17 protein-coding genes and 3 tRNA genes are annotated in these 19,579 nt (G+C 59.6%); 9 read left to right on the forward strand and 11 right to left on the reverse strand.

Going from position 1 to position 19,579, the window contains the following annotated elements; all coding sequences use genetic code 11:
- Positions 1-65: 65 nt before the first annotated feature.
- The 4 genes from nusA to scpB all read right to left on the reverse strand — a co-directional run bounded on the left by nusA (position 66) and on the right by scpB (position 6,345).
- On the reverse strand, positions 66-1,544 hold the full coding sequence (nusA, locus tag ACYVI2_RS21470; RefSeq protein ID WP_415821707.1) for a transcription termination factor NusA: 1,479 nt from the start codon (positions 1,542-1,544) through the stop codon (positions 66-68).
- Positions 1,541-2,047: a ribosome maturation factor RimP gene (gene rimP, locus ACYVI2_RS21475; protein WP_415821708.1), complete on the reverse strand. Its 507-nt coding sequence runs from the start codon at positions 2,045-2,047 to the stop codon at positions 1,541-1,543. Before rimP ends, nusA begins: the two co-directional genes overlap by 4 nt.
- A gap of 306 nt (positions 2,048-2,353) precedes the next feature.
- Positions 2,354-4,222, reverse strand: coding sequence for a 23S rRNA pseudouridine(2605) synthase RluB (gene rluB, locus ACYVI2_RS21480; RefSeq protein ID WP_415821737.1), 1,869 nt, complete (start codon positions 4,220-4,222; stop codon positions 2,354-2,356).
- Positions 4,223-5,211: 989 nt separating this feature from the next.
- Positions 5,212-6,345 carry an SMC-Scp complex subunit ScpB gene (gene scpB / locus ACYVI2_RS21485; protein ID WP_415821709.1) on the reverse strand — a complete coding sequence of 378 codons (1,134 nt, stop codon included), beginning with the start codon at positions 6,343-6,345 and terminating at the stop codon, positions 5,212-5,214.
- A gap of 77 nt (positions 6,346-6,422) precedes the next feature.
- Between scpB and ACYVI2_RS21490 the strand changes: the two genes are divergently transcribed.
- Positions 6,423-6,499 (forward strand) — tRNA-Met (locus ACYVI2_RS21490).
- A 950-nt stretch (positions 6,500-7,449) separates the two neighbouring features.
- Here ACYVI2_RS21490 and ACYVI2_RS21495 read toward each other — a convergent pair.
- Complete coding sequence (locus ACYVI2_RS21495) at positions 7,450-7,989, reverse strand: SMI1/KNR4 family protein (protein ID WP_415821710.1); 540 nt, start codon at positions 7,987-7,989, stop codon at positions 7,450-7,452.
- A gap of 56 nt (positions 7,990-8,045) precedes the next feature.
- Positions 8,046-9,074 (reverse strand): CobW family GTP-binding protein, encoded by a 1,029-nt coding sequence (locus ACYVI2_RS21500; protein ID WP_415821711.1) that lies wholly within the window; start codon positions 9,072-9,074, stop codon positions 8,046-8,048.
- A 155-nt stretch (positions 9,075-9,229) separates the two neighbouring features.
- Here ACYVI2_RS21500 and ACYVI2_RS21505 point away from each other — a divergent pair, with 155 nt between their 5' ends.
- A complete protein-coding gene (locus tag ACYVI2_RS21505) occupies positions 9,230-11,347 on the forward strand; it encodes a bifunctional 2',3'-cyclic-nucleotide 2'-phosphodiesterase/3'-nucleotidase (protein WP_415821712.1) in 2,118 nt (705 codons plus the stop codon).
- 252 nt (positions 11,348-11,599) lie between these two features.
- Here ACYVI2_RS21505 and ACYVI2_RS21510 read toward each other — a convergent pair whose 3' ends face one another.
- Positions 11,600-11,806: a hypothetical protein gene (locus ACYVI2_RS21510; protein WP_460490352.1), complete on the reverse strand. Its 207-nt coding sequence runs from the start codon at positions 11,804-11,806 to the stop codon at positions 11,600-11,602.
- Here ACYVI2_RS21510 and ACYVI2_RS21515 point away from each other — a divergent pair.
- Positions 11,805-12,677, forward strand: coding sequence for a bactofilin family protein (locus tag ACYVI2_RS21515; RefSeq protein WP_415821713.1), 873 nt, complete (start codon positions 11,805-11,807; stop codon positions 12,675-12,677). The two genes, ACYVI2_RS21510 and ACYVI2_RS21515, sit on opposite strands and share 2 nt — an antisense overlap.
- 7 nt (positions 12,678-12,684) lie before the next feature.
- Positions 12,685-13,260: an N-acetyltransferase gene (locus tag ACYVI2_RS21520; RefSeq protein WP_415821714.1), complete on the forward strand. Its 576-nt coding sequence runs from the start codon at positions 12,685-12,687 to the stop codon at positions 13,258-13,260.
- 9 nt (positions 13,261-13,269) lie between these two features.
- Here ACYVI2_RS21520 and ACYVI2_RS21525 read toward each other — a convergent pair whose 3' ends face one another.
- From ACYVI2_RS21525 to ACYVI2_RS21535, 3 genes are all read right to left on the reverse strand, one after another.
- The gene (locus ACYVI2_RS21525) at positions 13,270-13,683 is read right to left on the reverse strand and encodes a GreA/GreB family elongation factor (protein ID WP_460490353.1); all 414 of its coding nucleotides are present in this window, start codon (positions 13,681-13,683) and stop codon (positions 13,270-13,272) included.
- 376 nt (positions 13,684-14,059) lie between these two features.
- Positions 14,060-14,135: transfer RNA gene (locus ACYVI2_RS21530), tRNA-Asn, on the reverse strand.
- A 228-nt stretch (positions 14,136-14,363) separates the two neighbouring features.
- Positions 14,364-14,945, reverse strand: coding sequence for a YceI family protein (locus tag ACYVI2_RS21535; protein WP_415821716.1), 582 nt, complete (start codon positions 14,943-14,945; stop codon positions 14,364-14,366).
- 196 nt (positions 14,946-15,141) lie between these two features.
- Here ACYVI2_RS21535 and ACYVI2_RS21540 point away from each other — a divergent pair.
- Positions 15,142-15,217 (forward strand) — tRNA-Thr (locus ACYVI2_RS21540).
- Positions 15,218-15,270: 53 nt separating this feature from the next.
- Here the strand turns inward: ACYVI2_RS21540 and ACYVI2_RS21545 are convergent.
- Positions 15,271-16,203: a hypothetical protein gene (locus ACYVI2_RS21545; RefSeq protein WP_415821717.1), complete on the reverse strand. Its 933-nt coding sequence runs from the start codon at positions 16,201-16,203 to the stop codon at positions 15,271-15,273.
- Between the two features lie 199 nt (positions 16,204-16,402).
- On the opposite strand from ACYVI2_RS21545, the gene ACYVI2_RS21550 reads away from it, so the two are divergent.
- The 4 genes from ACYVI2_RS21550 to ACYVI2_RS21565 all read left to right on the forward strand — a co-directional run bounded on the left by ACYVI2_RS21550 (position 16,403) and on the right by ACYVI2_RS21565 (position 19,573).
- The gene (locus tag ACYVI2_RS21550) at positions 16,403-17,080 is read left to right on the forward strand and encodes a GntR family transcriptional regulator (RefSeq protein WP_415821718.1); all 678 of its coding nucleotides are present in this window, start codon (positions 16,403-16,405) and stop codon (positions 17,078-17,080) included.
- A gap of 7 nt (positions 17,081-17,087) precedes the next feature.
- Positions 17,088-18,173, forward strand: a complete 1,086-nt coding sequence (locus tag ACYVI2_RS21555) for an isocitrate/isopropylmalate dehydrogenase family protein (protein WP_415821719.1) — start codon at positions 17,088-17,090, stop codon at positions 18,171-18,173.
- Between the two features lie 99 nt (positions 18,174-18,272).
- Positions 18,273-19,262, forward strand: coding sequence for a Bug family tripartite tricarboxylate transporter substrate binding protein (locus ACYVI2_RS21560; protein ID WP_415821720.1), 990 nt, complete (start codon positions 18,273-18,275; stop codon positions 19,260-19,262).
- An 11-nt stretch (positions 19,263-19,273) separates the two neighbouring features.
- Complete coding sequence (locus ACYVI2_RS21565) at positions 19,274-19,573, forward strand: putative quinol monooxygenase (protein ID WP_415821721.1); 300 nt, start codon at positions 19,274-19,276, stop codon at positions 19,571-19,573.
- Positions 19,574-19,579: the final 6 nt, after the last annotated feature.

The following is a 19,579-nucleotide window of genomic DNA, read 5'->3' on the forward strand; positions in this document are numbered from 1 at the left end:
TATATGCAGCGATTACAACAACGATGAATGGGTTTTGAATCAAACGCTCGGCAGGATGCCGCCGGTTATTCCTCGTTGAACCAATGAGCCCGGGCACGCATGATCAAGTCGCTGGCCTGTTGCTCGTCGATCCCGGCAATTTCCGCCAGCTCGTCAGTAGCCAGCTCTGCCAGATCGTCACGGGTCAGCACTTGTCGCTCGGCCAGCTTGGCAGCCAGCTCGGGCGTCACGCCTTCGAGCTCGAGCAGGTCCTGAGCCGTTTCAAGGCGTTCTTCCTGGGCGATGGCCTCGGTCAAGAGCGCATTGCGGGCACGGGCGCGCAACTCGTTGATGGTGTCTTCGTCAAACGCTTCGATTTCCAGCAACTCAGGCAGGGGCACGTAAGCGATTTCCTCGATACCGGTAAACCCTTCATCAATCAGGATGTCGGCGACTTCCTCGTCGACGTCCAGCTTGTCCATGAATGTAGTACGCAGGCCGGCGCGCTCGGATTCCTGGCGGCTGAGGCTTTCTTCTGGCGTCATGATGTTGATCTGCCAGCCGGTCAGCTCGGAAGCCAGGCGCACGTTTTGGCCTTTGGCGCCAATGGCCTTGGGCAGGTTTTCCTCGTCGACCACCACGTCCATTGCGTGTTTGTCTTCGTCGACCAGGATCGATTCGACATTGGCCGGCGCCAGAGCGCCGATGACGAATTGCGCAGGGTCTTCGGACCAAAGCACGATATCGACCTGTTCGCCACCCAGCTCGTTACGCACAGCGGTCACGCGCGAGCCGCGCATCCCGACGCATGTCCCGATGGGATCAATGCGCTTGTCGTAGGCGATCACGGCGATCTTGGCGCGTACACCCGGGTCGCGAGCGGCGGCCTTGATCTCGAGCAAGCCTTGTTCGATTTCGGGGACTTCGTTTTCGAACAACTGGCGAATGAAATCAGGCGAGGTACGCGACAGGATGACCTGTTGGCCACGCGCAGCGTGATCGACCTTTAGCACATAGGCGCGCAGACGATCACCGACGCGGAAGTTTTCCTTCGGGATCATCTCGGAGCGTGGCAGGCGGGCTTCGATCTTGCCGGTTTCGACGATGATGTCGCCCTTGTCCATGCGCTTGATCGTGCCGGAGATGATGGTCTCGCCACGATCCAGAAAGTCGTTGAGGACCTGCTCGCGCTCGGCGTCACGGATTTTTTGCAGGATGGCCTGCTTGGCAGCCTGGGCGCCGATACGGCCGAATTCGATCGGCTCGAGCGGTTCTTCGATGTATTCGCCGACCTGAATATTGGGCAGGAGTTCGATGGCGTCGGACAGCATTTCCTGTTTGTCCGGTTCTTGGAGGCCGGCCTCGTCAGGCACCACCAGCCACCGGCGGAAACCCTCGTGGCTGCCAGTCTCGCGATCGATGGAGACGCGGATTTCGGCGTCGTCCTTGAAACGCTTTTTCATGGCCGAAGCCAGCGCGCTCTCGAGCGCTCCGAATACGACTTCACGCGTGACGTTTTTCTCACGCGCCAAGGCATCGACCAACAGAAGAATTTCGCGACTCATCGCTTTTTGCCCTTGAAATCCAGAACGGGATCCAGTTTGGCACGCTCGATATCACCGAACGTGAAACTCAATACCTGAATGTCGTTCTTTTTTGCCTCAAATTCGAGACCGAATACGGCCTGCTGCGCAGTGGCCGCCGCGTCGCCCGCTGCGCCCTGCTCTGCCTCAGGCAGAGACAGAATGCCGGAAAACACCTTTCGTCCATCCAGCGGCTCGCGCAGTTTGATCTCGATACGTTCGCCCACGAAACGGCGCAGCTCGGCCTCGGTGCGCAACGGGCGATCCGTGCCCGGCGAGCCGACTTCGAGCCGCTTGTAGTCGATGTTTTCGACTTCGTAGACGCGCGACAACTGGCGCGAGACCTGCTCGCAGTCCTCGATGCGCACGCCGCCGACCCTATCGATGGTGACGCGCAATAGGCCCAGCGCAGCACGTTCGACGTCGACCAATTCGACGTCCATGCCGGCCAATGCCTGTTGGGTCAATGCGTAAATATCTGCCATACACTCAAAAAAAATGGGCTGCAAACCCAGCCCACTGTATCGCCCGGCCCTCGGATCATCTGATGATGGGACACCCCACCAGCACGTAATACCGAACCCAAGCCCAAAAGAAGCACACCCGAATACCTATCCAGGCGACAGCATATGCTGCGGCACACGGCAAAGACGCACCCGTGGGTCACCCGCAGGTCCATGCGCGCCATGAAAACCAATGATTTTACCAGATAATTGCGAAAATTGCCTGCTATGTCGCGGGTTTACGTCAAGGGCACCAGGACGGTGCCCTTGACGTCGCGCCGGCACAACTCAACGGTCGCCACGCCCACGGCCACCGCCTAGAAAGCCCAGGCGAGACTCGTGCGCCGAGGCACCCTTGGGCTGCCAATCGTCGCCTTTGGGGCCGCGCTGCGGACGGCCTTTGCCACCACCGCTGTTGCCTTGCGGCTTGCCGTTGCGGACCGCCTGATTACCACGCGGCCCACCCTGGCCGCCGCCAGGTTTTCCATTGGGCCGATTCGGGCCTTTGCGCTGATTGCCGGCAACGCCGGGAGCGCCCGGTGCCGATGCAGCCCCCTCGCCGGCCGGCCCCGTGGGGCGACGCGGCTTGCCGTGCTTTGCAAACTTGCCATCGCCACGCTTGTTGCCGCCCTGATAGCCGCCTTCACTATTGCCGCCCTGCCCGGCATTGCCATAGCCACCGCTACCGCCCTGCCCGCCTGCCGGATTGCCGCCCACGTTGCCGTGGCCACCGCCGAACTGGGCGCTCGGCCCCTTGCCGCCGCGCCGTCCGCCTGGCTTGTGACCACCCTGCATACCTGCCGGCTTGCCACCGGGTTTGCCGCCCTTGCCGCCACGCCCGCCGTCTTTACCCAGCGGATGTCCATTGGCATATCCACCCGTGAACATCAAGCCAGTACCAAAAGGGTCGGACGGCGAGGACGCCACCTGGCCGGCACTGCCCGGACGTCCGCCCTGCAATTTGCCGCGGCGACCGATGCGCGCACCATTCATGCCGTTGCGGTCCATCGTGCCAAACCCGGGAGGCAAAGCACTGTCATGCGAACGCGGTTGACGCGCATGACGACCACCGTCGGCATCGTCGTCTTCGCGCAACAGACCCAGCTGCACCATCAACGCCGTCACCAAGGAGGAGTCCAACTCATCCCAACGACCGCGGCGCAAATTACGCGGCAACACCAAATCACCAAAGCGAGTGCGGATCAGACGGCTGACCGTCACGCCTACCGCCTCGAACATCCGGCGGACTTCGCGGTTGCGCCCTTCTTGGAGCGTAACGCGATACCACCGGTTGCTGCCGTCGCCGCCCAGATAATCCAGCGAGCCAAAGGCAGCCATGCCGTCGTCGAGCTGAATACCCTCGACCAGGGACTTGCGGGTGGCGTCGTCCATTTCCCCCAATACACGCACCGCGTACTCACGCTCGGTACCGTAACGGGGATGCATGATGCGATTGGCCATGTCGCCTGACGTGGTGAAAATCAGCAGCCCTTCGGTGTTCAAATCCAGACGGCCGACCGACAGCCATTTGCCAGTACGCAGCTTGGGCAAACGCGCGAACACATTGGCGCGGCCACCAGGATCGTCGTGGCTCACGATTTCGCCTGCAGGCTTGTGATACAGGATGACACGAGGCGGTTTTCGCGTATTGGTGCGAGCAACCGGCTTGCCGTTGACCCGGACCAGGTCCGAGGGCGAGACGCGCTGACCGATGTGCGCGGGCTCACCGTTGACCGACACGCGGCCGGCAGTGATCAATTCTTCCATTTCGCGGCGCGAACCAACGCCCGCGTCCGCCAGGACTTTGTGCAGCTTGGGCATCGCTGCATCGCTATTCAGATATTTGCCCAGGCGCTGCTCGCTGCGATCGGCATGCTCTAAATAAGAGAGCATTTGCTCGGCCTCGCGCTCAGCGCCGCGACCGCCAACCGCCTCGCCCGACGGCGCGGCCGGCGCGCCCTCCACCGATCCCGGTGCCCCCGCGACACCCGTCGCATCACCACGACGGCGACGGAACGGGGTGCGCAGCTTACGGCCACGGCCACCACGCGCCGCATTGGGATCCCCTTCATTGGCCTGAGCTGCCGCGGCCTGCGCAAATTCGGCGGTAGCGGGCGATGCCTCGCCAGACTCCGACGCCGGCCGCTGATTTGCCATGGCGTTTCCGCCGCGCCGGCGATTCGGACGGCCCTCGGTCACGACGGGCCCTGCCGACGCCGCACCCGCAGACCCGCTCGACGCAAAAGACTCGGCCGCCGACTGAGCAGCAGGCCCGGCCGATTCAAACAGATCCGCCTGCGTAGATGTGCGAGTTTCTCTCACAACTGGTCGAGCGGGCACGAAGGGCGCCTCAGATGGCGTAGAGCCGGCAGAGGAAGATCCAGCCGCCGCCTCATGCGAGGCAGCCCGTTCAGTTGCAACAACAGGCGCGTTACGCTCAACTGCCGCTGCGGACACGCTCGGCACTGCCTTGGCGACAGGCGCCGCAACACCAGACGAGATGGCGCTTTCTGCCACCGCAGGCGTCACCGTATCAGCCGATGCCGCGCCTGCGGCGGCTTTGCGGGTACGCGTGCGCTTGGCGGCCGGTTCTGCTGCAACTGCCTCGGCCGAGCCGCTGGCTGCCGCCTTGGGTTTGGCCGACTTGCTTGCCGCCGATTTGGTGGCAGCAACTTTAGCCTGCGTGGCGGATTCGGGTGCTGAGCCTGCCGTCGAACTGTCTGCCACCGCTTTATCGGCCGCCGACTTGGCTGCTGCCGTTTTTCTGGCTGCAGTCTTTGCCGCCGGTTTAGCCGCCGCCGTCTTGACCACTGCGGGCTTGTCTTCTGCCGGCTTGGCTTTAGCCCTGGACGATGCCGGCTTGCCCTCTGCCGATTTGGCGGCGGATTTGGCTGCAGCCGTTTTCGTTGCCGTCTTCGTCGCCGCTTTGGTCGCCGCAGACTTGGCCGCGGTCTTCGTTGCCGTCGCCTTCTTGGCGGGCACTTTTACCGTCGACTTGGCCGCCGCAGACTTACTGGCAGCGCTTTTGGTCGCTCGGGTTTTCGTCGCAACAGGCGACTCGCCGGCCAGCGAATCAGAAACAGGGGAATCGTCTTGCATTTTTTTACGCGTCATTTCGGTTGTCACGGAGACAGCTCCAGAATTCTTTAAGCTTTCGCCAATCCGCCTTGCGCGGATTGGTCTTCATCATCAGCGGATGGCGAATCGTCAGCCTCGGAGACTTCGGTCTCGGGCGCAGACTCTTGCGATTCCGCTTCGGTAGTTTCGGTAGTTATTGATTCAGCATCGACGCGAGGCGTCTCCAGCCCCGTCTCATCCGCCACGGCGGGATCTGCATCCAGCACCGCCACATCATCGCGGACGGCTTCGGTTTCCGCCTGCTCCTGGGCTGACGCAAACGCCACATCGGCTTGCGCCTCTACCGCGGCAGGCTCAAGCGCCACCTCGGCATCAATGGCATTGTCGTCGACAACTGCCGCGCCCTCTGTATCGGATACAGACACTGCGTCCAGCTCGGCATTCGCCTCCTCGCCGGACACTGACGCAGAACCAGAAGACTCATCGACAGATGCACTCTCGACTGGCTCCGCAGTCTCAGCCTGAACAGCAGCGTCGCCTTCGGCAGCACCTGCGCTGGCATTATCTGCCTCAGCGCCCAGCGACTCGGGATTGTCCGCGCCGGACTCCGGCGCCTGAGGATCACTGACCTCAAGGGTGACCTCAGAGCCCCCCAGATCCAGCCCATGCAACGCCGCGGCGGCCTGCGCACTATCCAATGGCGGCAACTCATCCAGCGCACGCAGCCCCAGATCATCGAGAAATTGCCGCGTCGTTCCGAACAATGCCGGCCGCCCCGGCGCGTCGCGATGACCGATGACCTCGATCCAGCCACGATCCTCGAGAGTCTTGACGATTTGAGACGAGACCGTCACGCCACGAATGTCTTCGATGTCACCCCGCGTCACCGGCTGGCGCCAGGCCACGATCGCCAGCGTTTCCATCACGGCGCGAGAATACTTGGGCGGCCGCTCGGGATTCAGGCGTTCCAGATAGCGCTGCATTTGCGGACGGCTCTGAAAACGCCATCCCGTCGCCAACTGCGCCAGATCCATTCCGCGATTCGCCCAGTGCTCCTGCAGTTCCTGCAGCATCGCCCGCAGCCGATCGTTATCGAAATCGGGGTCTTCGCCGAACAGCTTGCGCATTTCGGTCAATGGCATGGGCTGGCTGGCGCAAAGCAGCGCAGCTTCCAGCACATAAGTTGCCTCGCTATTGTCCATTGAGCTTCTGTCTACCTACATAAAAAGGGCAAATTTGCATCGAGTCTGAAAAGACGCTATGATTTCGTTCTCTCAGACGCGGGGTGGAGCAGTCTGGCAGCTCGTCGGGCTCATAACCCGAAGGTCGTAGGTTCAAATCCTGCCCCCGCAACCAAATTTCATAAAGGCCTGGCTTACCGCCGGGCCTTTTTGTTTGTTGTGATGATCGTCACAAGCTCGCTCGGCAAAACAGGCTCCGGCGGCAGCGCCAAGATCGGCGCCCGCCCGCCCGCAGGGGCTATACAGCCCCTGTAGCGGAAAAACCAATGTAGCGTGGACTTGCGTAATGTTCACGACGTTCCTGTTAGACGTGGCACCGTGCCGCCCTGCACCGAAAAGCGCCTTGGGCTCGCACCATGCCGCGCGTATCAGTGCGCAGCGCCGCACCAGCGGCATTTGCTGAAAAAATGAACCTGAATCGCCTGGCCCCAAAGCACAGGACGGAGACACAGGACACCCCCACCCCGGAGCGATACACATATCAGACCGATGACACCCTGTGACCATGCACAGGACGAACTCGTCTGACAGCGATACTAAGCCGACGATTTTTAGACATATGGGACGACCATCTGTCTGCATGACCGGCCAGCACGGGCGGCCTGCCAACTCATCCGGCGACCCCACGACCAGCGCTGGAACCGTTGTAACGGCACCGGCTGTCGGACGGCCCGCCGCGGAAATACCCGCCGCGACTTTGCCTGCACCCCCAGCTAGGCAACACGGTTATACCGGAGCACATTGCCGGCCCATGAGGCTGGCAGCTGGAGTGACGTTGGTCTACATGAAGACAGTTCCACAATTATACCCACAATGCCCTCGCAGACAAAGCATAGCGCGACAATCGGCCACTACGATTGTGCGGCGAATCCTTCGGACCCGGGCAGGTTTTGATCGAGACCGGCATTTGCTGATCGTGGAGGTTTGAGGTCTACCTTTCGGCTCTGGTTCACATCGGTCGGGCCGATCCCATTGACGGCCTGGGTTTGAAGTAGATCACGAGAGCGCACGATCACGGCTTGGGTTTTGAGACAGCCTCCAGGAATTGCGTGACAGTTTTCTAGGCTAGATATTGAACACGAGTTTCAAACTATCTTGGCCCGGCGTGTGCCAATAGTCATAGCCATTTTGCTCATCGTCATCGAAAAGCGCAGCGATGAACGCACCGAAGGACGATGCCTGAGGACACAGATAGTTGTTTTCGGCGCTTCCCCAACTCGCCCAATTTCGCACCCAGCTATAGACCGCCCCAAAGTCGTCGGCGCGTAGCGAAAGAACGATTTCGAGAAGACCGGGATCAGCTCCGATTGTGAGGCACCCGGCGGGCAATCGGTCCCCTAGTTCATGGCTCCAGTCCACAGCCCGATCCCAAGAATAGAAAGGATCAACAAAATGCTCGGTCGGATTCGCGCTCCCTTCCTCGGGGAGCAGCGCAGTATGTCTGAACATATTCGGATATGGTCGGCCGCCATTATATTTGATCAAGAAGACGCGATAATCGGCTGACAAGGCGCGACCGGTCGTCTGTTCCCAACTAGAGATCGTCGAAGCTACAGTTTCTCCTGCTTCCCAGCCTTCGCCGGCAGGCCTGATCAATCTATCCACGGAAACGCTCCTTTCGCAAAATTCCCAAAACTCGAGACAACTTTAGCAACCAGTCTTCAAAACACGGGCAACCGCAGCGAGGTACGCAGCTGTCGGATCAGGATTTCAGGATCCAATTCGCGGACGATCAACACCAACCAAGAACGATGCCCGCCGTCAGGCCAGGCCGCCAACGGCTCAAAGGGATAAAGGTCGCGATGCACACCATGAATGGCGCAAGGCAAAGGTTCACCCTCGAATCCGACCACGCCCTTGATGCGCAACAGGCCGCGATGATGGGATTCTTGAAGTTGCGCCATGCCTGTCAGAAATACGGCCCGGCTGACTGACGCTGACCATTGCAATACGGCATGCCTGATTTGAGGATGGCGGACGCCGCCCATCGACAAAAAACCCAATAGCCAGCGATTCGATTCAACCGGATCCGTCTGCGGGCGCTGGAGCTCGGGGGCTGTCAGGAGCCCATCCAAGGGCATATCAGCCTGCTGCACCAGGACGGGCACGCCAGGGTTGACCTGCCGGACCGACTGTATAGCCCCCTCCACCACCACGGACTCGACAAGATCGGCTTTCGTGCACACGATCACATCCGCCGCGGCCACCTGCTGCGCTGCCTCGGGCTGCTCCAGCAACTGGGTTCGAATGTGTTTCGCGTCTACGACCGTGATGGTGCCGCGGTAAACATAGCGCTCAGCGACAAAGTGTTCATGACGCAGCGTGAACAAAATCGCTGCAGGCGCAGCCAACCCCGTCGTTTCAATCACCACCCGGCGAAAGCGCGGAATCTGCCGGCGCAATGCCGACATGAAGAGTTCGCGCAACGTGTTCACCAGGTCCCCATTGACGGAACAACATATACAGCCGCCTTCGATGAGAGCGATACGGCCATCCGCATGGCGCAACAAATGATGATCGACACCGATATCGCCCACCTCGTTGACGATGATGGCCGCGTCCGCATACGCAGGCTCGCGCACCAGGCGATTGAGCAGCGTGGTTTTGCCGCTACCCAGAAAGCCGGTCAGCACCGTCACGCCGATGCGATGATCGGCGGCGTCATGAGGAGATTGCTCAGAGGCGGACATGACGAAATTCTGACGGCTCAGCGCCATAAAAGAAAGAGAAAAGCAGCGACACCATACGACATACTGTCATCTCCCAGACATCCATTGGTCACAACCCGGTCAGCAACACCCGCAATACTCGGCGACTCTATTTATAACTACATCAGGAGTTTCCGATGTCTGTGCGCGTGCCGTTCCTGAACCCTCGCCGAGCCCTCCCGCGAGCGATGCTTGCGCTGGTTTTGGCGGGTTCCCTTTCCGCTTGCAGCAACAGTGACGACTCTGACGACGATAATGCATCGCCACCAGAGGTCCAAGAAAAAGCCTCGGCAAATCTGGCCCTGCTGGCGACGACCGATCTGCATTTCAATGTTCGCAGCTACGACTATTTCAAGCTCGCGGAAGACCCTACCTACGGCTTTGAACGTACGGCCACATTGATCCGAGCCGCCCGCCAGGAATTCCCGAATACGTTGCTCGTGGACAACGGCGACACGATTCAAGGAACGGCGCTGGCCGATTACGAGGCCCAGGTCTCGCCCATCACGTGCAGCCAGCAATCCTCGATGTACAAGGCCATGGCGGTATTGCAATACGATGCCGGCACGCTGGGCAATCATGAATTCAACTACGGGCTGCCCTATCTGAATCAAGTGCTGGGCGGCGGGCTGAACGTGGAAGGCGTAGACGCCAGCCTGTCATGCACGGGCCCGGGATTCCCGATGACGCTGGCCAACGTGCAAAGCGTCGCAAGCGGCAAGGAACTGCTGCCGCCCCATGTCATTCTGGAACGCGAAGTCAACGCCACGCAGGAGGACGGCGACCCCGTCAAGCTACCCATCAAGATCGGCGTGATCGGCCTGACCACCCCTGGCATCATGAACTGGGACAAACGCTATCTGGAAAACAAGGTCACGATCAGCGACGGCCGCGCCGCCGTTCAAGCCCAAGTTACCCAAGCACGCGCCGAGGGCGCCGATCTCGTTTTCGTACTGCTGCACGGCGGCATGAGCGATGCGAATTATTCCGCGGACATGGAAAATCCCGGCCTGTACATCGCACAGGTCGCCGGCATCGACGGCCTGATCATGGGGCATCAGCACAGCACATTCCCCGATCGCGGCACGAACCCCGCCTATACCTATCCCGGCGTGGACAATGCCGTCGGCACGGTATACGGCGTGCCGGCCGTCATGGCCAGCTCCTGGGGCAAGGGCCTGGGCGTGATTGACTACGCCCTGCAATGGGATGGCCAGGCGTGGAGCATCGACACCTCGAAAACCACCGCTGAAATACGCACCATTCAAAGCACCGACGCCAATGGCGGCACGCAATATGTCGCAGCCGACTCAGCTGTCGCAGCATCCGTGCAGACACAACACGAAGCCGCGGTGGAATATGTCAAAACACCCATAGGCAACTCGAACTTCCGCATGAGCACACTGTTTGCTGATGTCGGAGATCCGGGGGCGATTCAGTTGGTCAATCAGGCACAGCAGGCCTATGTCAGCGACTATGTGACCGCCAATCTGCCACAGTATGCCGACCTGCCCATCCTGTCGATCAGCGCGCCATTCAAGGCGGGATTTCAGGGCGGCGGCGACTACACCGATGTCGCGCCAGGCGCGCTCGCCATTTATCACGCTGCGGATCTGTATCTGTACCCCAACACGGTGTATGCCGTGAAGGTCACAGGCGCAGAGCTCAAACTCTGGCTGGAAAATGCCGCTTTGCGCTTTAACCGGATTGACCCGTCATCGACACAAGATCAGTGGTTGATCAAAGACACCAAAACCGGGCAAGTGCCTTCGGGACAATCCGCTTTCGCCGGCTATAACTTTGATATGTTCACCACACCAGATCTGCGATATGAGATCGACGTCACCCAGCCCCAGGGCAGCCGCATCAAAAATCTGACGTATCTCGATGCACCGGCAGATGGCAAGGATTTCATCGTCGCCACCAATAACTATCGTGCCGAAAGCAGCGCTCGCTACATCCTGGGTGAAGGCAAGGCGTTCGACATTGTCTACGCATCACCCGATGCGAATCGCGATGTGGTGATCAACTACATCAAGAGCAATCCGCAAATCACCCGCAGCGCAAATGGCTCGGCGCGCAGCTGGCGATTTACTCCCGTAAAAACCGCCGGCGCCGTATTGTTCAAATCCGGCAAAGACTCATTGAGTGTCGCCCAAGCAGCTGGCCTGACAGGAATCGCGCTGATCAACGCGGATGATGGATCTGGCGAGGGACGTGCGGTCTATGACATTGACCTGTCGCAGACCAACTGACCCGGAAGCAACGCGGCGGGGCCGGCTCCCCGTCGCACCGGCAGAACAGGCGCAAACGCCAGCGGATGTGCAAACCTGCTGGCGTTGGCCTACAATTCGGCTCCATGCATAGCCGCCTCACCTATTCACGCACTCTGCTGCGTGCGACAGCCACCGCCCGGTGGCCGATCTGGCGTGCTCGACATCCACTACCCACAAGCGCCGGCCCAGCCGCGGCTTTCGCCGCACTTGACTAGCCCGGCGACCTCCCACTTATCTTTTTTGCGCAATTCCTAGGTCGTCGGGCATCAGCCGCGCGAATAGGTGTTGCTCGTTTTTACGATACTGCTCTGGAAACCACGGCCATCCCAACGCGGATGGCGTTGCCGCAACGTTGCGGTATGCACCGGCGTACAGGCCGCACGAGCACACCCCTATGGCCAGCCACCACACGGCATAGGCCAGCCCAGGGACTCGCATGGACATCACCAAGGACTTCATCAAACTCAAACAGCCCTGCGCTGACGGCTTTCGCTGGTATCTGCGCCATGCGCCACCGCAAGGCACCTACCAACAATTGCTGGACGCGCTCGTTGCCGATGGCCGCACAAAGGATGCGTGCTGGCTGCTGGATCAATTTGGCCCAACGGACGCAGTATTGAAACTGGATCACCTGGATGCAGAAGACTTTGTCTTTGCAGGCGCCATAGAAGTCCGAGGCACGCTGGAGGTCACCGGCACGTTGCGTACTGGACGAGGCATTCGCGTGGGCGGCGGAATGCGGGTTCAAGATCGCTTGCAGGCAGGCGACGATATTCATTGCTCCGGCGCGATATTTTGCGGCGACACGCTGCACGTGAACGGCCGTGTTCACGCTGCGTGGAATATCCTTGTCCAGGGTGAGGTCGACTGCGAAAGCATTCGCGCAGGCTGGGACCTGACATGCACCGGCCCCGCTCGAGTGCGGGGCGCAGTGCACGCCGGTCAGGACCTGCAGGTCAACACCCTGCATTGCGAAAAAAGCATTCGCGTGGCCGGGAACGTTACCAGCGAGGCAGATATTGTCACGCGCCAAGGTGTCGAATGCGGCGGATCGCTGCAATGCGGCGGACACCTCTATGCAGGCTGGGGCATCAAGGCGCTAACGGAAATATCGGCAGCCAACGCCATCAGCGCCGGAGAAAGCCTGTATACCGAAGGCGAGATTTGCGCGGGCGAAGGCTACGGCATCTATGCTGGCCTGCAGGTGCCCGAACACGCATGGGAAAGCAGCGCGAACGTTCACGCGTGCCGCCGGCCCGGGAGCCTGCGCAGCGGCCATTGGACCTCGGTTGACGATACGCAAAGGTAGAGGCGACATGAGAATCGATGTAGCCCGCGGAGGCACCCGGCTGGAGGCTGAGCTGGACTCGCTGTACCCCCATTGCCTGCGAAACGCAGCAGTAGACGGGACAATATTTTTACCCAATCTGCGCGACAAGCCCCTGCCCCGCTATCGCCGCACCGCATCGGGTGAAACCTTTTTGTATGTAGAAGATCCGGCAAAACGCTGGCTGGCCGGCAGCACCACTTTCAATCGCGTGACAGGGCTGGATCGTAGACTGGATCAATACATACGATCCCCACATTCTCGTTACCGAGAGCCTTATCAACGCAGAGGACTCGCCAAGCGCCTCTATTTAGAAGCATTGGACGCCGGCCTGTGCCTGCTGAGCGGCGCCCGTCAATCACCAGGCGCGTTGGAGCTCTGGCGATCATTGAGCGAGCACTACCCATTGCATCACGTGCAACTGCAGGACAGACGCCTGATCGACCTGGGCAGATCTATCGAATGGAGAACATTCGAAGACCTGCACACCCGGCTATTACTATGCGGCGCGGGTTGGAGCGCGCAACGGTTGCTCGCGCTGGCAGCCGGCAATCCGTCACGCTAGCGACGTGCCTCAAAGCGCGAGCTCGCCGCTGGCCTCAGGCTGAAACAGCAGAGCCTCGATGTGCAGGCTCGACGTGGCGCCACTCGGATCGGCCCAGGACACCGTCGCACCCGCGCGATGACCCAGCAACTGACCGCCGACCGGGGACAGCACTGATAAAAATCCCTTGGTGGCATCGGCCTCGCCTGGGTAGCAAATCGTGATCTCGCGGACATTGCCATCCTGATCACGGACGCGCAAACGCGAATTCACGGTGACGACATCATCGGGAATATCGCTAGGCATCATGAAGTCGCCTTCGTCAAAGCCTTCCAGCACCGTGTGGGCCAGACCATCCGGCGTGGGGAATCGTGCGGCAAGACGCTCGACGCGGACGCGATCGAGCTCAGAGAAAATACGTTCGGTATTAGAAACAGCGGTCATCATGGACTCCTGACAGACAGAAAAAAATAGGGATGTCTGGCTTGGCCCGGCAGCAAACTCCTGAGGATGGAGTTCTGATCTGCTGCCGGGCTTAGGAGTCTGCGTCGGTGTTATGAGCCCTGTTGAACGAGCGCGCGCCAACGGCGCACCGGCGTCCAGTGCGCGCAAAAGCAACGATAGCGAAGGCAAATCGAGCAGCCGCGTTCATGTAGGGAATGGTACCTCATATGTGCTGCCCACTGAAGACAGGAGCAACCATGAGAGAGTTGGAGCCTATGCGCTGGACTCAACGCAAAAAAACGAAAACCGGAAAAGCAAAACGCCACCTGAAAGGCGGCGTCGAATTTGCTGTGTCGGTACTTCTCTTTAGCGTTTTTGGCTCCCCGAGCTGGGCTCGAACCAGCGACCTGCGGATTAACAGTCCGTCGCTCTACCGACTGAGCTATCGGGGAACTGCTAAAGAAACGAGATTATGAACGAATTTTTGGAAGTGTGCAAGTCGAGGGGCAAGAAAGTTTATATTTTTTGCTCCGCGCTTTTCGCGCTGAGTTTATCGATCCTTAAAGGGCCGGTCGGCGGGTTTTATCCACGATCAACAATCAAGCCAGCAGCCCGTGAAAAAATTCGATCGGACCGCTGTTGTGCAAGGTGGGAGCGTATTGGCCGAAACCCGCGCAAAGCTATTGCCGACGTTGGGCTTCCACTTGGATTTTTAACTCTACCTCCGGCTTGAATCCCATATTCAACGCAAAATCGATCCCGTAATCCGCACGATTTAACTCGGCCGACACATCGGCACCGCAGGCCTCGCGCTTGGTCATGGGGTGCATGATGCACTTGAAGTCATCAATGTCTAGCGTAATGGGCCGGGTCACGCCATGCATAGTCAGCTCACCGTGGGCCTTGTCCGGCACGTCGCCGTCAAACTCGGTGAACTTCCCTTTGAAGACGGCGGTGGGATAACGCTCTACATCGAGGATATCGGCCGCCATCGCGTGCTTGTTCATTTCGTCATGCCCGAAATCAACGGATTTCATATCCACGGTGACATCGATGCTGCCGGTGCGCGCGGCGCGATCCAACACGACGGTGCCGCTGGAGCGGTTGAACTTGCCGCGCCAGGTCGATAACCCACCCATATGGTCGGCCTCAAAGCTGGGATACGTATGGTCCGGGTCCAGGTCGTAGGTGACCGGCTCGGCGGCCGCCGCAGCGCTCAGCGCAATGGTGCAAGCGAACGTAAGGGCTCTGACTGTGTGCATATGGACTCCTGATTAATGAACCGGCGGATGCGGCGTTCATAGATTGACTGACAAATACTGCAACCGTTCGCGCGACGCAAGAACAAATTCGTCGTTCGTCTCGACAGGAGCCAAAAATTTCTGATATGATTTCGGTCTTTGGTGCTGCGCCACGGGCGTAGGCGCTACTGGCAAAGGCGCATTAGCGCTAATGCACGCCGGCATAGCTCAGTTGGTAGAGCAGCGCATTCGTAATGCGAAGGTCGGGGGTTCGACTCCTCTTGCCGGCACCAGGATTCAAAAAAGGCTGACCTTGCGTCGGCCTTTTTTCTTTTCTGAGCCTGATTTATTTGGCGTGCTTGGGTGGCTTGTCTGGTGTACAACCAGCGCGTCGAGGCACATCGGTGCTCGCCGCAAGACGCAAGGTACTGCCCTTGCCGGCCGCAGCATAGACCAGCGTCTGCGCGCGCCACGCAGAGAGATCTGCATATTTCACCAACGCATCCGACGGCCCATCGCCAGGACTGAACTCGAGCTTGGGCAAATCGGTGCAACTGTCCAGGTCAAGCCTGGCCAACTCGCGCCCCTCTGGCCAGCGCACGGCACGAAATGTCGGTCCTACCTGATAGCTCTGTTCGCGACCGCGGCTGAAAACTCTGCCGATATTGGGCAAGTCGACCCATTTATCGGGCTCGATCTGGACGTACTGCGTACGGCGCGCACGTGCCAAATAGGCTACGCCATCAGAAATATCGAGTAGACGCCCTTCGCCCAGATAGACCACCTGAAACGGCATATGCTGAATCATCACCGTGTCTTCCCAGGCCGTCTGAATGCGCGTCCAACCAGCCATGCCTGCATCCAGGAAACGGGTCTCATGCAAGCTGTCGCGCTTGGCGTCACTCGACATGGAAATACGTTGCACCTGTAATCGGCCCTGCATCACGCGCACACGCGCCAAAGCCGTCTCGCCGCCGGTAAAGAACACCAACATACCGTCAGGCAGAGGCTGAATCGGGCCGGCACAGTAAAAGCGCTTGAAATCGCGGCCGGGAAACAGCAGAAGGCTCACGTCGTCACCACAAAGTTTGGCACCGTTGAACGTGACCTGATAGGTGTAGCCGCTCTGGCGTTGACCCGTAGCAGGATTGGTTTGGCCGTAGGGGACGCGCTCACCGCGCAAACCATCCCGGTCGTATAGCACCTCGGTCGCGCCTGGCGCGGCCAGCCCGAACGCAATCGCGCAAGCCGTCAACCATTGCCACCCCTGCTTCACCATGCTCTGCCTCCGGTCGGGTAGTGAGCGGTGACTATATAGCATCGCGAGATGCAGCCGATGGAGATGGGGTGCTGCAGACGCGGCGTGATTGCCGCGATGACTTATTTCGCCCGCGGGTTTTCCCCAGCTATCCCGACAAACAACGTATACATTAACGTATTAATTAACGCATGCGCAAAACTGAATTTTCTTTACCCCTATGAACGCCAAACCCCAGCCCACCACATCACTCGCCGATGCCGCGTACGAACAGATTCGCCAACGCATTCTCGATAACGCCTGGCCGCCCGGGCATCGCGCTCTGGAACAGGAGGTCGCCCTCGCACTCGGCATGAGCCGCACGCCTGTGCATGAGGCACTGATTCGCCTGCATGCCGAGCGCCTGATCGACCTGGTGCCGCGTCACGGCATGCTGGTATTGCCGGTGTCCCCGAACGACATGCGCGAAATTTATGAGGTGCTGACTGCGCTGGAATGCATGGCGGCGGAATTGCTGGCACGCAAAAAGCCGACAGACGACATGCTCGCACCGCTGAGCAAAGCGACGGATGACATGGAGATCGCGCTGGAACGCAATGATCTCGATGCATGGGCGCAAGCGGACGAAACATTTCACATGGCGCTGGTGGAATTGGCCGGCAATCAATTGCTGGCGGATGGCGTCATGAAGCATTGGGATCGCGCCCATCGCGCGCGCATGTTTTCTCTGCGCTTGCGTCCCAAGCCAGTTAATTCGACGCGCGAGCATCGCGCACTGGTAGCCCGCTTGCGCGAGGGCGACGCCGAAGGCGCCTCCCGGGAAAACCGCGCGCATCGCGAACGCGCCAGCCGTGAGCTGTTAGCCATTTTCGATCAATTCAAACTCGCACAGATGTGAGGCACAAGTGACTAGTTACGATATTGCAGTATTGCCGGGTGATGGAATTGGCGTGGAAGTCATGAACGCCGCGCTGGAGATCCTGCGGGCGCTCGAGCCGCGCATCGGCCGCAAATTCACCTTGACGGTGCACCCGGCCGGCGCGCAACTGTATGCCGATACGGGCAATGCCTTGCCGGACTCCACGCTGAAGGCATGCCGCGATGCACATGCCATTCTGTTTGGTGCAATGGGCTTGCCTCATGTGCGCGCAAAGGACGGCACTGAAGTCATTCCGCAACTCGATCTGCGCTTTGCGCTGGACTTGTATGCGGGCGTACGTCCCATCAAGACCTGGCCCGGCCTGCCCGTCCCGCTGCGCGATCCGCGTGCTGCGCAAATCGATCTGGTGCTGGTCCGCGAAAGTACCGAAGGCTTGTTTTATGCGCGTGGGCGCGGAACGATTGAAGGCACCGGCGAACAGGCCCACGCCCTGGATACGATGAAAATCACGCACCAGGGAACCGCGCGAGTGTGCGATTTTTCGCTGCGGCTCGCCGAGCAAAGAAAAGCCGCGGGCAAGCGGGGCCACGTCACTAATGTGGACAAGGCGAACGTCTTTACGTCCATGGCGTACTGGCGGCAGATTTTCGAACAGCGCGCTCAAGCCTTTCCAGGCATCACGACAGAAAATGCCTATGTCGATGCGATGGCGCTGAACTTGATCATGAAGCCCTGGCAATACGACGTACTGGTGACCGAAAACATGTTCGGCGACATTCTGTCCGATCTGATCGCAGCGCTCGTGGGCGGCATGGGCATGGCGCCCTCGGCGGATATCGGTGATCACCACGCCGTCTTTCAACCTGCTCATGGCACGGCGCCAGATATTGCGGGCCAAGGCATAGCCAACCCGAGCGCCATGCTGCTCTCGGCGGCCATGATGCTGGAATGGCTGGCAGACCGCCATGCGGATGCCGCCCTGGCCGATGGGGCACAAGCCATAGAAAAAGCCCTGCGAACATCGTTCGCCAATAAAGAAGTCTTGCCGTTTGATTTTGGCGGCAAAAGCACGACGGCGGATATCGCCAATGCCGTGTTGCGCCATCTATAAGGCCGCATTACCACGCGGCAGTCTGTTCAAAGAATAAATGGGAGGCCACTCCCATTCTGGAGACAACGCACCCTCGAGGTGCCCCAAGGAGGAACACCCATGACCGACCCTCGCATGTCACGCCGACAGTTTGTGGCGCTGCCGGCCGCCGCTGCATGCCTGATGCTGCCCTCTGTAAGTGCTTTTGCGCAGAATTACCCATCGCGTCCGATCAAAATCGTCGTCCCCTCGCCGCCTGGCGGCACGACGGATTTGATTGGCCGCCTCATCGCCAACCAGTTGCAGGCCGCGTGGACGCAGCCGGTACTGGTAGAGAACAAGCCAGGAGCGGGCTTGCGTCTGGGCGCCGACTATGTGGCCAAGTCTGCCCCGGATGGCTATACGCTGCTGATGGCAGCCGTTCATCACTCGATCGCTCAGGCGGTATATAAAAAGAATAGCTACGATCTGCAAAAGGATCTCGTCCCCATCAGCATCATCGCTAACGTTCCGAATGTGCTGATCGTATCCGCGTCACTGCCGGTGAAGAATGTGCAGGAATTTATTGCGCTGGCCAAATCCCAGCTGGGCAAAATCTCGTATGGCAGCACCGGCTACGGCACCGCACACCACTTGATCGGCGAGCAATTCAATGACATGGCGGGCACACAGTTGCTGCACGTTCCTTATAAAGGCAGCGCGCCAGCAATCACGGACTTGATGGGCGGGCAGATTCATGCAATGTTCGACACGGCGTCGTCGTGCTTGCCTTACATCACGTCGGGAAAAGTCCGCGCGCTGGCCGTCACCTCGGGCAAACGATCGATTGCTTTGCCTGATGTGCCTACGCTTTCGGAATCGGGCTTGACCGGATTCGACATCGCCACCTGGTTTGGCCTGATGGCACCGGCAGGCACGCCTAAAGCAATCATTGCACAACTGCAGACCGAGATTGCGCGCATACTTGCGGTGCCGGAAATACGGCAGCAACTCAGCAACGCGGGGGCCGAGCCCGTGGGCAGCACATCCGAGCAGATGGGCAGTCAGATTGACGCGGAAATTCAGCGCTTTTCCGCGCTCGCCAAGAAAATCAACCTGGAACTGGATTGAATCAAAACACTATGCCAAACCCACCCTATGTCGTCTCAGTCGAGATCGTGATCAAACCAGAACGGGTAGCGGAATTCTTGCCTCTCATACTGGAAAATGCGACGGCATCACTGCGGCAGGAATCCGGGTGCCAGGTATTCGATGTATGCCAGGCACCCGATGATGAAGCGCAATTTTTGCTGTATGAGGTCTATGACGATGAAGCCGCCTTTCAGCTTCATCTGAAGACCGAGCACTTTCTCAAATTCGACCGGCAGACGGCATCGGACATACTGTCCAAGACCGTTCGGATTTTTGCCCGCCTGCAGTAGGCGGGT

The sequence above is a fragment of the Bordetella tumbae genome (assembly GCF_054780995.1).